At 71.7% G+C, this 13,720-nt stretch carries 18 protein-coding genes; 13 read left to right on the top strand and 5 right to left on the bottom strand.

The window, feature by feature from the left end:
• Positions 1–201: 201 nt before the first annotated feature.
• The 5 genes from AB0E88_RS20805 to AB0E88_RS20785 all read right to left on the bottom strand — a co-directional run bounded on the left by AB0E88_RS20805 (position 202) and on the right by AB0E88_RS20785 (position 3,305).
• A complete protein-coding gene (locus tag AB0E88_RS20805) occupies positions 202–1,074 on the bottom strand; it encodes a hypothetical protein (protein WP_361632375.1) in 873 nt (290 codons plus the stop codon).
• A gap of 78 nt (positions 1,075–1,152) precedes the next feature.
• Positions 1,153–1,785: an RNA polymerase sigma factor gene (locus AB0E88_RS20800; RefSeq protein ID WP_361632373.1), complete on the bottom strand. Its 633-nt coding sequence runs from the start codon at positions 1,783–1,785 to the stop codon at positions 1,153–1,155.
• Positions 1,786–1,855: 70 nt separating this feature from the next.
• A complete protein-coding gene (locus tag AB0E88_RS20795) occupies positions 1,856–2,209 on the bottom strand; it encodes a hypothetical protein (protein ID WP_361632371.1) in 354 nt (117 codons plus the stop codon).
• Positions 2,182–2,607, bottom strand: a complete 426-nt coding sequence (locus AB0E88_RS20790; protein ID WP_361632369.1) for a hypothetical protein — start codon at positions 2,605–2,607, stop codon at positions 2,182–2,184. The genes AB0E88_RS20795 and AB0E88_RS20790 overlap by 28 nt, the downstream gene beginning before the upstream one ends.
• 143 nt (positions 2,608–2,750) lie before the next feature.
• On the bottom strand, positions 2,751–3,305 hold the full coding sequence (locus AB0E88_RS20785) for a hypothetical protein (RefSeq protein WP_361632367.1): 555 nt from the start codon (positions 3,303–3,305) through the stop codon (positions 2,751–2,753).
• 395 nt (positions 3,306–3,700) lie between these two features.
• On the opposite strand from AB0E88_RS20785, the gene AB0E88_RS20780 reads away from it, so the two are divergent.
• From AB0E88_RS20780 to AB0E88_RS20720, 13 genes are all read left to right on the top strand, one after another.
• Positions 3,701–4,309, top strand: coding sequence for a 2-oxo-4-hydroxy-4-carboxy-5-ureidoimidazoline decarboxylase (locus AB0E88_RS20780; RefSeq protein ID WP_361632365.1), 609 nt, complete (start codon positions 3,701–3,703; stop codon positions 4,307–4,309).
• A gap of 220 nt (positions 4,310–4,529) precedes the next feature.
• The gene (gene sdhC, locus AB0E88_RS20775; protein WP_361632363.1) at positions 4,530–4,910 is read left to right on the top strand and encodes a succinate dehydrogenase, cytochrome b556 subunit; all 381 of its coding nucleotides are present in this window, start codon (positions 4,530–4,532) and stop codon (positions 4,908–4,910) included.
• Between the two features lie 5 nt (positions 4,911–4,915).
• Entirely contained in the window at positions 4,916–5,398 is a 483-nt protein-coding gene (locus AB0E88_RS20770; protein ID WP_361632361.1) for a succinate dehydrogenase hydrophobic membrane anchor subunit, read from the top strand.
• A gap of 19 nt (positions 5,399–5,417) precedes the next feature.
• Positions 5,418–7,172, top strand: coding sequence for a succinate dehydrogenase flavoprotein subunit (gene sdhA, locus AB0E88_RS20765; protein WP_361632359.1), 1,755 nt, complete (start codon positions 5,418–5,420; stop codon positions 7,170–7,172).
• On the top strand, positions 7,172–7,933 hold the full coding sequence (locus tag AB0E88_RS20760) for a succinate dehydrogenase iron-sulfur subunit (protein WP_361632357.1): 762 nt from the start codon (positions 7,172–7,174) through the stop codon (positions 7,931–7,933). Before sdhA ends, AB0E88_RS20760 begins: the two co-directional genes overlap by 1 nt.
• Positions 7,934–8,135: 202 nt before the next feature.
• Positions 8,136–8,840, top strand: coding sequence for a VanZ family protein (locus AB0E88_RS20755; protein WP_361632355.1), 705 nt, complete (start codon positions 8,136–8,138; stop codon positions 8,838–8,840).
• Between the two features lie 67 nt (positions 8,841–8,907).
• The gene (locus tag AB0E88_RS20750) at positions 8,908–9,603 is read left to right on the top strand and encodes a response regulator transcription factor (RefSeq protein WP_361632353.1); all 696 of its coding nucleotides are present in this window, start codon (positions 8,908–8,910) and stop codon (positions 9,601–9,603) included.
• Positions 9,604–9,622: 19 nt separating this feature from the next.
• The gene (locus AB0E88_RS20745; protein ID WP_361632351.1) at positions 9,623–10,717 is read left to right on the top strand and encodes a HAMP domain-containing sensor histidine kinase; all 1,095 of its coding nucleotides are present in this window, start codon (positions 9,623–9,625) and stop codon (positions 10,715–10,717) included.
• Between the two features lie 83 nt (positions 10,718–10,800).
• A complete protein-coding gene (locus tag AB0E88_RS20740; protein ID WP_361632349.1) occupies positions 10,801–11,211 on the top strand; it encodes a VOC family protein in 411 nt (136 codons plus the stop codon).
• Positions 11,212–11,339: 128 nt separating this feature from the next.
• On the top strand, positions 11,340–11,747 hold the full coding sequence (locus tag AB0E88_RS20735; protein WP_361632347.1) for a hypothetical protein: 408 nt from the start codon (positions 11,340–11,342) through the stop codon (positions 11,745–11,747).
• Between the two features lie 5 nt (positions 11,748–11,752).
• Positions 11,753–12,259, top strand: coding sequence for a DCC1-like thiol-disulfide oxidoreductase family protein (locus tag AB0E88_RS20730; RefSeq protein ID WP_361632409.1), 507 nt, complete (start codon positions 11,753–11,755; stop codon positions 12,257–12,259).
• Between the two features lie 11 nt (positions 12,260–12,270).
• Complete coding sequence (locus tag AB0E88_RS20725; protein ID WP_361632345.1) at positions 12,271–13,023, top strand: TetR family transcriptional regulator; 753 nt, start codon at positions 12,271–12,273, stop codon at positions 13,021–13,023.
• A gap of 91 nt (positions 13,024–13,114) precedes the next feature.
• Positions 13,115–13,714, top strand: a complete 600-nt coding sequence (locus AB0E88_RS20720) for a Uma2 family endonuclease (RefSeq protein WP_361632343.1) — start codon at positions 13,115–13,117, stop codon at positions 13,712–13,714.
• Positions 13,715–13,720: the final 6 nt, after the last annotated feature.

Raw genomic sequence — 13,720 nt, 5'->3', positions numbered from 1 at the left:
ATGCAACCATCTCGTGACGCGCACGGATGCCGACGGGGTGTGACAGAAAACGCACGCTCGGCGCTGTAGGAAGTACGGGCCGCCGCGCGGCCCGTGCCGCGCGACGGCCGGGGCCTCTCCTGTGGGGGGTGGCGGCCCCGGCCGTTGCCTTGGCGGCACGGCACACCGGTGACAGCGGCATCCGCCCGCGTCCCGGGTGGCTTATTTCTTCGCTTCCTGCGTCTTCCCGGTCCCGCCGTGCGGCTGCGTCCCGTGGGAGTCCGGCCGGCCGTCGTGTCCGGTGCCGTGGCCCGGCTGGGCGGGCCGCCCCGCCGTGCTGGGGTGGGCGGCAGGGCTCGCGCCCCGGTGCGCGAGCTGCTCGGCGCAGTACGCCTCGACCCGGTCCGCGCCGCCCGCGGCCGAGACCAGCCGCTGCCAGGCGGTGGCGTCGAGTGCCTTGCCGTCGCCGCGGACCCGCTCCCAGGCGCGGCAGTGGGCCTCGGTGTCCTTGGCCGTCCCGGGCCGGTCGGGGCGGTCCGCCGGCCCGGTGCGGGACGGGGCGGCGGAGGTGCCGGGCGCCGTACCGGTGGCCGTGTCCGCCGTACGGCCGGGAGCGCTGGTGACGGGCCGGGAGCCGGGGCGGTCGCCGTCCGGGCCGTCGGAACCGCCGGAGGAGGAACCGGGGGTGCCGATCGCCGCGAAGGCGACACCCCCGAGGGTGAGGCTCGCCGCCAGCACGGACAGCGCGGCCTTCAGCGAGCGCCGGGGGCGCCGCGCGCGGGGCCGCCAGTCGTCGCGCCGCCGGGTACCGGCGCGGTGGGCGCCCGCGTCCCGGGCGGCACGGAAGGCTGCCACCGCCCGCTGCTCGGCGTCCGGGTCGACGTCAGCGCTCAGGATCGCGGCGGCCAGCAGGTCCTCCAGGGCGAGGTGGTCACCGCGGGCCGCGTACCCCCCGGACGGCGGCGGGGAGCCGGGCGGGACGTGGCCACCGGCCGGCGCCGGGACCTCGTCGGGGGCGTGGGTGGCGGACGCGGGCGCGCCAGGGTGGACGTGCCGGCGAGTGTGCGGCTCGCCGCCCCTGTGCGTGTCACCCATGTCCGTGTCCGTCCCTTTCCGGCCGGTCCGCTCGGCCGGGCCCGTGCTGTGGGGTGTACGGTCTGCCGCCGCCACCGTTCATTTCGACTCCCCCAGCGTCCGGGAAGCCTCATCCGTCACACCTTCGCCCGCCGGGGCCGCCGCGCCGAGCTGACGGGCGAGCCGCCGCAGCCCCCGGTGTGCGGCGGTGCGGACCGCGCCCGGGCGCTTGCCGAGGACCCGTGCCGTCGCGGGGCCGTCGAGCCCGACGACCACCCGCAGCAGCACCGCCTCGGCCTGGTCGCGGGGCAGTCCGCGTACGAGGGCGAGCGTCTCCTCGGTGGAGAGCGACTCCAGCGCCTGGTCGTGCGTGCTGTGCGGCCCGGGCAGTTCCAGCAGCTCCGCGTCCAGCGCCGCCGGTCGGGGCCGGGAGCGCCGGCGGCGCAGATGGTCCAGCGCCCGGTGCCGGGCGATGGTGGCCGTCCAGCCGCGAAAGCCCGCGCCGTCGCCCTTGAACCGCCCGAGGTCGCGCGCTATCTCCAGCCAGGCGTCGGAGGCCACGTCCTCGGCGTCCTCCCCCACCAGGCCGCGCAGATAGCCGAGCAGACCGGGCTGCACGATCCGGTACGCGACGGCGAAAGCGGCCTCGTCACCGCCCTGGGCCCGTGCGACCGCCGCACCCAGCTCCCCGTCGTACGCCTGCGCACGCCGGGACTCAGCTCCCTGGCCCAAGTCCGCCCTCGTTCGTCGTCCACGCCTCCACGGTCATCAGCGTCGCGGCTCACAGAAGTGTCACAGCACGTCAGGCGGCCGTCCGCCGGGTCCTGCCGTGCAGGGCGAGGTAGAAGGTCTGCAGCGAGTCCTCGGGGGCGCCCTCCATGAAGCGGTTGAGGACCCTGCCGAGCGGGTTCCAGACCCGGCCGTCGGGCATCCGCACCCCGACCTCCTGCCCGAAGCAGGGGCGCTGGCCGACGTCGAGGTCCACCCAGGCGGCGCCCGCCCGGCGTACGAGGACCTCACCGCCGTACGCACCGAGCCCGAACAGCGCGCCCGCCACCCGCTCCTGCTCGGCACCGCCCTTGCGCAGCCCGTCGACGATGAAGTCCACGACCCGCAGGCCGAGCGGTGTCAGTCGGGCGCCGTCGCGTCCCGGCACAGCAGGCGCAGCGAGCCGTGGCCGGCGTAGGCGCGGTGGGCCTCGTCCACCGGGTCCCACAGCTTGCCGTCGGGGGTACGCACCCAGTGGTCGCCGCCGCTCGCCCACCATTCGGCGCCGGTCCGGCGGACGATCACCTCGCCGGCGTAGGCGCCGAATCCGCGCAGCACGGTCGCCACGGCGGCTTCGGGGGCGCCCTCCCGCCGTATCTCCTCGATCATCCGGTCGACGCGCCACAGGCTCTGCGCCGAGTAGTCGAGGTGGAGGCGGGCGCCCTCGCGCATGGTGGCCACCACGTCGGCCGCCCACCGCGCGGGTTTGGCGGCGGCCTGCGGTCTGCCGTCCTGCCCGGGCGTCCGCTGGTGCCAGGTCGTGTACTGGGAGGGAACAGTCGTCACGTACCCAAGAGCGCGCCGGGCCGGTGCGGTGTCACGGGGTTTCGGGGGTGTCCGGCGAACCGGTGCGAGTCCGCCCCAGCGCCCCCGCACGACAGTCACAGGACCCGCGCACGGCGGCGGGTTTCACCGGGCGGTCACGGGGTTCAGGCCCGTCCGCGGGACCGGCGCGAGACCACCGCGCGCAGCACCCGGCGGCCCTCGGTGGAGACGTCCAGGGCCCGGCGCAGACCGGACGCGCCGTGTTCGGCGAGGACTTCGAGGACGGTGACCTGGCGGCGCAGTTCGGCGGCGACCAGCGGGGAGATGCCGTCGGTGCGGCCCTGGCGGCGCGCGTCGACGCCGGAGGTGTCCTCGGCCGGGTCGAGCAGCCGGTGGATCTGGAGCGACGCGACCGAGCAGGCGTCCGCCCACACGCGGACCTGCGGTGCGAACCGCTCGTCGGGCGCGGCGGCGAGCATCCGCTGGGCCAGCAGGGTCGCCTCGTCACCGGCACCGGCGGCGGACACCGCGAGCCTGCCGCGCGCCGCGTCGAGCAGGTCGCCCCAGGCGCCGCCGGCGTCGTCGGCGAGATTGCCCCACAGGGGCCGCAACGCCTCGTCGTCGCCGCCCAGCAGGGGCAGGCACCGATCCAAACAAGCCAGTCCGCTCGCGGCCAGCCCGCGTTCGTCAGCCTGCGAGATGAGATCCACCAGGCTCATCCACGCCTCCCTCGACGGGGCGCCATCCCTTACGGAGCCCGCACTTTCCCTTACTGCGTGCGACGCCCGCGCAGTGTCACAGGGGTACCACACGGAGCCGGTCGAGGAGGGCGAAGAAGATATTTTCGGCCAGCGAATCGGGCGGCGGATCAAGCGGTGGATCGGGCAGCGGATCGGGCGGCGACGAGGACAGCGGGGACGGCGGTCAGCGTCCGCGAGCAGACCGTGTGCCCGGCTTCCGGCCCCCGGGCGGCCCTGTGTGCGGCACCCTCCGCGTCCTCGACGTCCCCCGGGGTGTCCACCGCGCCTTCGGAAACTCTCCCGTGCGGGTGAAATCCGGGCATCCGTCGGACACACCGTGACCACTCTCGATAACGTGGTGTCACATCTCTCACATGATCCCCTGCCGACCCACACATCACCGACGCCGAGGACTCACGCTGCCCGCGCACCGTCTTCCCCGTCTCCCCGGCCGAGTCGCCATACCGGCACTGCCCGAGCAGCCGCGCGTCCCGCGGCCGCCGGCCGGTCTGGGGGACTTCAACGACGCGCCCGCCGACCAGGCCGTACGCGCCCTGCTGTGCTGCCTGCGCAGCCTGCGCTGGGCGCGCCGCATCGCCGACCACCGCCCGTATCCCACCCTGGACGCCCTGCTGGCCGCGTCCGACGAGGCCGCCTACGACCTCGCGCCCACCGACCTGGCGGAGGCCCTGACCGCGGAGACCCTGCCTCCGCTGCCCGACGACACCTACGAGGCCGCCCACACGGCACTGACCGCGGCGAACGCGGCCTACGAGGCCAAATTCGGACACGCGTTCGTCATCTGCCTGGGCGAGGTCGCGCCCCGCGAGGCCCTCGACTACGTCCTGGAAGCGATCCGGTCACGTTTGGCGAACGATCCCGAGGAGGAACGGGTGGTGGCGGCCGAGGAACTCCGCCGTCTGGCGAAGGAACGTCTGGCCTCGCAACTGAGGGGCGCGGGGAACTGCGCGAGCAACCACTGACGCCCCACCCCCGGCAAACAGGCACAAACCACCCGCCCCACCGGCCGCACTAGTCCACCCGTACCTCTTTACGTGCCAGTTTGATCACACCGAGGGACCCCGGCGAGGCCCAGCGCCGGCGCATCGCTACGATGCTGGGGGCCGGTGGACCGTACCCGGCCGGGCCCGACCGACACCGAAGCCGGCGCGGCCCCAACCCCCGCTCCCGGAGGAAATTTCCGTGCCGGCTGGAACGCTGTACCGCGGCCGGGAAGGAATGTGGTCCTGGGTGGCTCACCGAGTCACCGGCGTCCTCATTTTCTTCTTCCTGTTCGTTCACGTGCTGGACACCGCCCTCGTCCGTGTCTCCCCCGAGGACTACGACAAGGTCGTCTCCACCTACAAGACGCCGATCGTCGCCTGCCTTGAGTACGGCCTCGTCGCGGCCATCCTCTTCCACGCGCTCAACGGCCTCCGCGTCATCGCCGTCGACTTCTGGTCCAAGGGCCCGCGCTACCAGAAGCAGATGCTCTGGACCGTCGTGGGCATCTGGGTCGTGCTGATGATCGGGGCGATCTACCCCGTCCTCGGCCACGCCGCTCGTGTTCTGTTCGGGAGCTGACGCGCATGTCCACCACTGAAACCAACGCTGCCGGTATCGGCCCGGTCGAAGGCGGAGCCGTCTACTCCGTCGACAACCCGGCGCCCTTCATCGAGGCCCCGCGCAAGCGCACCAAGAAGACCCCGAAGTCGACCCGGGGCAACTTCGAGATGGCGGCCTGGCTGTTCATGCGCCTGTCCGGCGTCGTGCTCGTCGTGCTGGTCCTCGGCCACCTGCTGATCCAGCTCGTGCTGGACGGCGGCGTGTCCAAGATCGGCTTCGCCTTCGTGGCCGGCCGCTGGGCCTCGCCGTTCTGGCAGGTCTGGGACCTGCTGATGCTGTGGCTGGCGATGCTGCACGGTGCGAACGGCCTGCGCACGGTCATCAACGACTACGCGGAGCGCGCGAACACCCGCCTGTGGCTCAAGGGCCTGCTCTACACCGCCACGGTGTTCACCATCCTGCTGGGCACGCTGGTGATCTTCACCTTCGACCCGAACATCCGCTAGGCACGGGGCTGCGAGAATCATGAAGATCCACAAGTACGACACCGTCATCGTCGGCGCCGGTGGCGCCGGTATGCGGGCCGCCATCGAGGCGACCAAGCGCAGCCGCACGGCCGTCCTGACGAAGCTCTACCCGACCCGCTCCCACACGGGCGCCGCGCAGGGCGGCATGGCCGCCGCGCTGGCGAACGTGGAGGAGGACAACTGGGAGTGGCACACCTTCGACACGGTCAAGGGCGGTGACTACCTGGTCGACCAAGACGCCGCCGAGATCCTGGCGAAGGAGGCCATCGACTCCGTCCTCGACCTGGAGAAGATGGGCCTGCCGTTCAACCGGACCCCGAACGGCACCATCGACCAGCGCCGCTTCGGCGGTCACTCGCGCAACCACGGCGAGGCGCCGGTCCGCCGCTCCTGCTACGCGGCCGACCGCACCGGCCACATGATCCTCCAGACGCTGTACCAGAACTGCGTCAAGGAGGGCGTGGAGTTCTTCAACGAGTTCTACGTCCTGGACCAGCTGATCACCGAGGTCGACGGCGTCAAGCGCTCGGCCGGTGTCGTGGCGTACGAGCTGGCCACCGGTGAGATCCACATCTTCCAGGCGAAGGCCGTGATCTACGCCTCCGGCGGCTGCGGCAAGTTCTTCAAGGTGACGTCCAACGCGCACACCCTGACCGGCGACGGCCAGGCCGCGGTGTACCGCCGGGGCATCCCGCTGGAGGACATGGAGTTCTTCCAGTTCCACCCGACCGGCATCTGGCGCATGGGCATCCTGCTCACCGAGGGCGCCCGCGGTGAGGGCGGCATCCTGCGCAACAAGGACGGCGAGCGCTTCATGGAGAAGTACGCTCCCGTCATGAAGGACCTGGCGTCCCGTGACGTCGTGTCCCGCTCCATCTACACGGAGATCCGTGAGGGCCGCGGCTGCGGTCCCGAGGGCGACCACGTCTACCTCGACCTCACCCACCTCCCGCCGGAGCAGCTGGACGCGAAGCTGCCCGATATCACGGAGTTCGCGCGGACCTACCTCGGTATCGAGCCGTACACGGACCCGATCCCGATCCAGCCGACCGCGCACTACGCCATGGGCGGCATCCCGACGAACGTCGAGGGTGAGGTCCTCGCGGACAACACCACCGTCGTCCCCGGCCTGTACGCCGCCGGCGAGGTGGCCTGCGTGTCCGTCCACGGCGCCAACCGCCTGGGCACCAACTCGCTGCTGGACATCAACGTCTTCGGCAAGCGCGCGGGCATCGCCGCCGCCGAGTACGCCCAGAAGGCGGACCACGTCGAGCTGCCGGAGAACCCGGAGTCCCTCGTCGTGGAGCAGATCGAGCGTCTGCGCACCTCCACGGGCACCGAGCGGGTGGCGGAGCTGCGGCGCGAGCTGCAGGAGACCATGGACGCCAACGTCATGGTCTTCCGCACCGAGCAGACGATCAAGACGGCCGTCGAGAAGATCGCCGAGCTGCGTGAGCGGTACAAGAACGTGGCGATCCAGGACAAGGGCAAGCGGTTCAACACGGACCTGCTGGAGGCCATCGAGCTGGGCAACCTGCTCGACCTGGCCGAGGTCATGGCCGTGTCCGCGCTGGCCCGCAAGGAGTCCCGCGGTGGTCACTACCGCGAGGACTACCCGAACCGCGACGACGTCAACTTCATGCGCCACACCATGGCGTACCGCGAGGTCGGCGCCGACGGGACCGAGTCCATCCGTCTCGACTACAAGCCGGTCGTCCAGACCCGCTACCAGCCGATGGAGCGTAAGTACTGATGGCTACCCCTGTTCTGGACAAGGTCGAGGCGGAGTCCGCGGCCTCCCCGTACATCACGGTCACCTTCCGGGTCCGCCGGTTCAACCCGGAGGTCTCGGCCGAGGCGACCTGGGAAGACTTCCAGCTGGAGATCGACCCGAAGGAGCGCGTCCTCGACGGCCTCCACAAGATCAAGTGGGACCTGGACGGCACGCTGACCTTCCGCCGCTCCTGCGCCCACGGCATCTGCGGCTCGGACGCGATGCGGATCAACGGCAAGAACCGTCTGGCGTGCAAGACGCTGATCAAGGACATCAACCCGGAGAAGCCGATCACGGTCGAGCCCATCAAGGGCCTGACGGTCCTGAAGGACCTCGTGGTCGACATGGAGCCGTTCTTCCAGGCGTACCGGGACGTGATGCCCTTCCTGATCACGAAGGACACCAACGAGCCGACGCGTGAGCGTCTGCAGTCCGCCGAGGACCGCGAGCGCTTCGACGACACCACCAAGTGCATCCTGTGCGCCGCGTGCACGTCGTCCTGCCCGGTCTTCTGGAACGACGGCCAGTACTTCGGCCCGGCGGCCATCGTCAACGCGCACCGCTTCATCTTCGACTCGCGTGACGAGGCCGGCGAGCAGCGCCTGGAGATCCTGAACGACAAGGACGGCGTCTGGCGCTGCCGCACGACGTTCAACTGCACGGACGCCTGCCCGCGCGGCATCGAGGTCACGAAGGCGATCCAGGAAGTGAAGCGCGCGCTCATCACGCGCCGCTTCTGAGCTTCACGCAGCCCGGAGAGGGCCCCGCTTCCCGGTGACATCACCGGGAAGCGGGGCCCTCCGCGCGTTCGGGCCGTCGGCGTGCACCGCGGACGCGGCGTGCGGCCCGGGCGCGGGCGGGTAGCGCGGGCGCCGGCGTGTATCGCGGGCGTATCGAAAAGCGCATACGGCGCCGCAACAGCCCTCCGTCTGCAATGGGGGCATGAGCCAGCACGCACCCCTGCCCGCACCGCCCCGCCGTGCGCTCCGCACCGTGCTCCTCGGCCTGGCGGTCCTCGCCCTGGCGGGAGCCGTGTTCGTCGTACGGCGGCCGCTCATGATGTCCGCTCCGATGTGCGTGGCCGGGCGATGGCACGGCTGCTTCGACACCTTCAACGGCGTGGTGCTGATGACGCTGGCCGCGGTGCCGCTGTCCGCGCTGGTGGTGTGGGTTCTGGCGCGCCGTCGGCGAGCCGCCGGCGCCAGCCGGGCGTGGCGGACGTCGCTGGCCGAGGTGGGGCTGGTCCACGGGACGCTGCCGTTCCTGTGGCTGACGATGATGCCGGGCGGCGCGGCCGGGGTCGCGCCCGCCCGGGTGAGCCTGGTGCCGCTGCGGGACCTGGTCACGATGGGGGCGCTCGGTATCGTCGGCAATCTGCTCGGCCTGGCGTTCCTGGGCTTCTTCGCCCCGGTGCGGTTCGCGGCGCTGGCGTCGGTGCCGCGGGTCCTGGCGCTCGGGGCGGGCTGCTCGGCCCTGGTCGAGACCGCGCAGTACGTGCTGCGGCTGGACCGGGTGTCCTCCGTGGACGACGTGCTGGTCAACACCGCCGGTGCGGTGCTGGCCGCGCTGGCGTCGCGCCGCTGGTGGCACACCGGCGCGCAGGCGCCCGCGGACCGCTCTCGCCCCGCGCCGGCGCCCACGGGCTGAGCCGCGTCTCCGGTGGGCCCACGTCTCACATACACCGGCGATATGGCGGCCTGCCTACGCTTCGGACATGCGCGTACTGATCGTGGAGGACGAGCCCCACCTGGCCGAAGCCGTCCGTGACGGTCTGCGGCTGGAGGCGATCGCCGCCGACATCGCCGGTGACGGCGACTCGGCCCTGGAGCTGCTCGGCGTGAACTCCTACGACCTCGTGGTCCTCGACCGCGACATCCCCGGCCCGTCCGGCGACGAGGTCGCCCGGCGTATCGTCGCCTCCGGCAGCGGCCTGCCGATCCTGATGCTCACCGCCGCCGACCGGATCGACGACAAGGCGTCCGGGTTCGAACTGGGCGCCGACGACTACCTCACCAAGCCGTTCGACCTGCGCGAGCTGGTCCTGCGGCTGAGGGCGCTCGACCGCAGGCGCGCGTACGCCCGGCCCCCGGTCCGCGAGATCGTGGGCCTGCGGCTCGACCCCTTCCGCCGGGAGGTCTTCCGCGATGGACGCCATGTCGCGCTCACCCGCAAGCAGTTCGCGGTGCTGGAGGTACTCGTCGCCGCCGAGGGCGGGGTCGTCAGCGCCGAAGAGCTGCTGGAGCGGGCCTGGGACGCGAACGCCGACCCGCTCACCAACGCCGTACGCATCACCGTCTCCGCGCTGCGCAAACGGCTCGGCGAACCCTGGATCATCGCCACGGTGCCGGGTGTCGGCTACCGCATCGACACCGGCCCCGGCGACAGCCGTCCGGACGGTCCGCGTGCCTAGGGGGCGTCGCGAGCCCGGCATGACCGGCGAGACGCCCCCCAGACGCCCGGGGCTGAGCGTCCGCTGGAAGCTCACCCTCAGCTACGCGGGGTTCCTCGCGGTCGCCGGTGCTCTCCTGCTGGCCGTGGTGTGGGTGTTCCTGCTGCGTTACGTACCCGACAATCCGCAGGGCCTTCTCGGGATCTCGCCCAACCGCTATCTCCTCGTGCACACCTTCGCCCCCGCCGCGGCCGTGGCGATGGCCTTCCTGCTGGTGTTCGGCCTCGTCGGGGGATGGCTCCTCGCCGGGCGGATGCTCGCCCCGCTCGCGCAGATCTCGGACGCGGCACGCAGGGCCGGGAAGGGGTCGCTGTCCCACCGGATCCGTATGAAGGGCCGCCGCGACGAGTTCCACGAACTGTCCGACGTCTTCGACTCGATGCTCGGGCAACTGGAGTCCCACGTCGCCGAACAGCGGCGGTTCGCCGCGAACGCCTCTCACGAACTGCGCACCCCGCTGGCGATCTCGCGCGCACTGCTCGACGTCGCCCGCGAGGACCCCGCGCGGGGCCGCGACGAACTCATCGAACGCCTGCACACCGCCAACACCCGGGCGATCGACCTCACCGAGGCCCTGCTGCTGCTCAGCCGGGGGGAGCGCGGGAACTTCAGCCGCGAGAGGGTCGACCTCTCCCTCGTCGCCGAGGAAGCCGCCGAGACGCTGCTTCCCCTCGCCGAGCAGCGCCGGATCACGCTCGAGGTCACGGGTGGCCAGGCCCCGGCCTGCGGTTCGGCGGAGCTGCTGCTGCGCATGGTGACGAACCTCGTCCAGAACGCCGTCGTCCACAACCTCCCCGCCGGCGGCAGCGTGACGGTCCACACCGAGACGCAGGGGGACGCGAGCGTGCTGCGGGTGGAGAACACGGGGCGCCGGCTCGCCGCGGACCTGGTACCGACGCTGACCGAGCCCTTCCGGCGCGGGACGGAACGCGTCCGCTCCGACGAGCACGCCGGCGTCGGCCTCGGCCTGGCCATCGTGCACAGCGTCGTCCGCGCCCACGACGGGACCCTCGCCCTGGTCCCCCGCCCCGCCGGTGGTCTCCTCGTCACCGTCCGGCTTCCCGGCGTCCCGTAGGCACCGCGCCGGCCGGCGGAAGCACTCGGCACCCTAGGGCGTTTTTGACGGGTTTGATCTGAGATGCGCTCTAATCTGACGACATGTCTGACGAAGAGTCGTACGAGCTGCTCGGGTTCGACAACGTGCTGTTGCCGGTCGGGGCGCTCGGGGAAGCCGTCGAGTTCTACGAGCGGGCCGGGTTCGTCGTCGGGTTCCGGCTGGACGAGGCCGGGATCGCGCTGCTGAAGGTCGGCGGGGAGACACCGGGCGTGCTGCTGCGACAGGAGGACGCGCTGGGATACCGGTCGCCCGCGTGGCCCGCGCCGCGGGTGTGGGTGGAGGTGCCCGACGCCCGGCTCGCCGCGCTGCGGCTCGTCGCGGCCGGGATCACGCCGCTGGAGCTGCCCTTCGCGGTGGCCACCGGGTGGACCGTCGAGATCGCCGACCCCTGGGGCAACGTCATCGGGTTCACGGACTACACCAAGCGGCCCGAGCTGGCCCGCCGGAGCTAGGGCCTGCCCGAGGCCGATCATTCCGTGCCGCCGCGCCCGAGGCCCGAACAGGTGAGTTGAACACGTTCAAAAACAGGTCTACAGTCCTTCCTGTCAGCGTTTTGAACGCGTTCAAGAAGGGGTGGGGCATGGACCGCACCGTCATCGCCTACGTCATCTACCTGGTCGTCAGCATCGGGCTGACCGTCTGGGTGGCCCGGACCCTCAGCCGCAACGGGCGGGTCTTCCTGGCCGACGTGCTGCACGGCAACGACAAGCTCGCCGACGCCGTCAACCACCTCCTGGTCGTCGGCTTCTACCTGGTCAACCTCGGCTTCGTCGCCCTCTACCTGAGCGGCGACGACACCATCGAGGACACCCGCGGCATCTTCGAGGCCCTGTCCACCAAGCTCGGCGTGGTCCTGCTCGTGCTCGGCGTGATGCACCTGGGCAACGTGTACGTGCTCAACCGGATCCGGCGCCGCGGGGTGATGGAGCGCGAGCAGCTGCCGCCGGTCCCGCCGCAGGGCTGGGTGGCGCCGACCACCGGGGCGTGACCGCCGTGACCGGCACACCGGCAGCGGCACAGGCACAAGCACAGGCACCGGCACCGGCACTGCGCGGGCTCACCGTCCTGTACGACGCCCAGTGCTCCCTGTGCACGTTCCTGCGGGACTGGCTCACGCGGCAGCAGCAGCTGGTGCCGCTGGAGCTGGTCCCCGCCGGGTCGGACGAGGCCCGGCGGCGCTTCCCGGGCCTCGACCACGGGGCCACCCTGGAGGAGGTCACCGTCGTGGGCGACGGCGGCCAGGTCTACCGGGACACCGCCGCCTGGATCGTCGTCCTGTGGGCCCTGCGCGAGCACCGCCCCCTCGCCCACCGGCTCAGCACCCCGGCGGGAGCGAAACTCGCCCGGGGCGCCGTGCTCGCCGCCGCGAAATGGCGGGGCCGGCAGGAGGGGTGGGGCGGGCGGACGTACCGCGGGGGCGACGGATGGTCGTACGAGCCCGGGGCGGGCTGGACGTACAACCCACCCGGCTGTGACGACGGCGCCTGCGCCACTGACTAGGCTCTGGTGTCGTGCCCGCCAAGAACGACAGCCCGCATGAGGGCCCCGCGACCCCGAAGTCCGAGAAGTCGGAGCAGACCCGTGCGCTGATCCTGGAGACGGCGATGCGGCTGTTCCAGGAGCGGGGCTACGACAAGACCACCATGCGGGCCATCGCCCAGGAGGCCGGTGTCTCCGTCGGCAACGCCTACTACTACTTCGCCGGCAAGGAGCACCTGATCCAGGGCTTCTACGACCGGATCGCCGCCGAGCACCAGGCGGCGGTCCGCGGGGTGCTGGAGCGCGAGAGCGACTTCGAGGCGCGGCTCGCGGGCGTGCTGCGGACCTGGCTGGACGTGGCGGCGCCGTACCACGAGTTCGCGGTGCAGTTCTTCAAGAACGCCGCCGACCCGGACAGCCCGCTGAGCCCCTTCTCGCAGGAGTCGGAGCACGCGCGCGAGGAGGCGATCAGCGTCCACCGGGAGGTGCTGCGCGGGGCGCGGAAGACGAAGGTGCCCGAGGAACTGCAGGACGCCCTGCCCGAGTTGATGTGGCTCGCGCAGATGGGGCTCGTGCTGTACTGGATCTTCGACCGGACCCCGGGGCGCGAGCGCAGCTACCGGCTCGCCGAGCGGGGCGCGCGCATCACCGCGCGGGGCGTGGCGCTGGCCCGCTTCCGCGTGCTGCGCCCGCTGGTGCGCGAGGTCCACGAGCTGTTCACGGACTTCCTCCCGGGCATGACGAAGATGCTGCCGACGCCGGGGGGCGCGCCGTCGGAACGGTGATCCACTTGTGGGTGAAGAGCGCGTGAGGGGACACGTGGGGGTGGGGCTGCCTACGATGATGCTCTCGACACCAGCCGTCAGGAGGCACGTGATGTCCGCAGCATCCGTCGAGCGGCCCCACGGAGACCGTCCGCTGATCTCGCAGGCGAACCGGCTCATGGACCGCAATCCGGGCTATCGCGTCGAGATCATCGGAGGCCAGATCGTCGTGACCCCGCCACCGGACGGCCCCCATGGAGAGGCCCTGATGGACCTCGCGCTGGTCTTCAGCGCGGCCGGCCTGCACGGCTCGGAGTCGAGAGTGCTGCCGGGCGTCGGCGTCTGGCTGCCGACCGGAACCGAGGACTACGCGATCCCCGACCTCTCCCTGGTCGATGCCGATTACCGCGACCACTGTATCGAGAACAACTGTTACGACCCCGTCTGCTTCCGAGTGGTCGTGGAGGTCACGTCGAGCAATTACCGCACCGATCTGCGGGACAAGGTGAAGGCGTACGCCAGCGCCAAGATTCCGGTCTACCTGATCGTGGATCGCAAGCACCAGCGCCTTCACGTGCTGACCGCGCCCGCCGGGGACGAGTACGAGAACCACCGTCCGTACTCCCCCGGCGAGCTTGTCACGCTGCCTGCGGACATCGGCGCCGACGTCACCCTGGACGTCGACGCGATCCTCAGAGCCGGCCTCGCCTGACCCCCC

The organism is Streptomyces sp. NPDC028635 (assembly GCF_040637635.1).
In the GTDB taxonomy this organism is placed as follows: Bacteria; Actinomycetota; Actinomycetes; order Streptomycetales; family Streptomycetaceae; genus Streptomyces.
The sequence above is the reverse complement of the archived record's forward strand: the minus strand, read 5'-3'. Positions and strand labels throughout refer to the sequence as shown.

Excerpts from the sequence above, each read along its gene's own strand:
- AB0E88_RS20805 (WP_361632375.1), bottom strand. The coding sequence starts at position 1,074 with ATGGGTGACACGCACAGGGGCGGCGAGCCGCACACTCGCCGGCACGTC.
- AB0E88_RS20785 (WP_361632367.1), bottom strand. The coding sequence starts at position 3,305 with ATGAGCCTGGTGGATCTCATCTCGCAGGCTGACGAACGCGGGCTGGCC.
- AB0E88_RS20780 (WP_361632365.1), top strand. The coding sequence starts at position 3,701 with ATGATCCCCTGCCGACCCACACATCACCGACGCCGAGGACTCACGCTG.
- AB0E88_RS20770 (WP_361632361.1), top strand. The coding sequence starts at position 4,916 with ATGTCCACCACTGAAACCAACGCTGCCGGTATCGGCCCGGTCGAAGGC.
- sdhA (WP_361632359.1), top strand. The coding sequence starts at position 5,418 with ATGAAGATCCACAAGTACGACACCGTCATCGTCGGCGCCGGTGGCGCC.
- AB0E88_RS20760 (WP_361632357.1), top strand. The coding sequence starts at position 7,172 with ATGGCTACCCCTGTTCTGGACAAGGTCGAGGCGGAGTCCGCGGCCTCC.
- AB0E88_RS20755 (WP_361632355.1), top strand. The coding sequence starts at position 8,136 with ATGAGCCAGCACGCACCCCTGCCCGCACCGCCCCGCCGTGCGCTCCGC.
- AB0E88_RS20750 (WP_361632353.1), top strand. The coding sequence starts at position 8,908 with ATGCGCGTACTGATCGTGGAGGACGAGCCCCACCTGGCCGAAGCCGTC.
- AB0E88_RS20745 (WP_361632351.1), top strand. The coding sequence starts at position 9,623 with ATGACCGGCGAGACGCCCCCCAGACGCCCGGGGCTGAGCGTCCGCTGG.
- AB0E88_RS20740 (WP_361632349.1), top strand. The coding sequence starts at position 10,801 with ATGTCTGACGAAGAGTCGTACGAGCTGCTCGGGTTCGACAACGTGCTG.
- AB0E88_RS20735 (WP_361632347.1), top strand. The coding sequence starts at position 11,340 with ATGGACCGCACCGTCATCGCCTACGTCATCTACCTGGTCGTCAGCATC.
- AB0E88_RS20720 (WP_361632343.1), top strand. The coding sequence starts at position 13,115 with ATGTCCGCAGCATCCGTCGAGCGGCCCCACGGAGACCGTCCGCTGATC.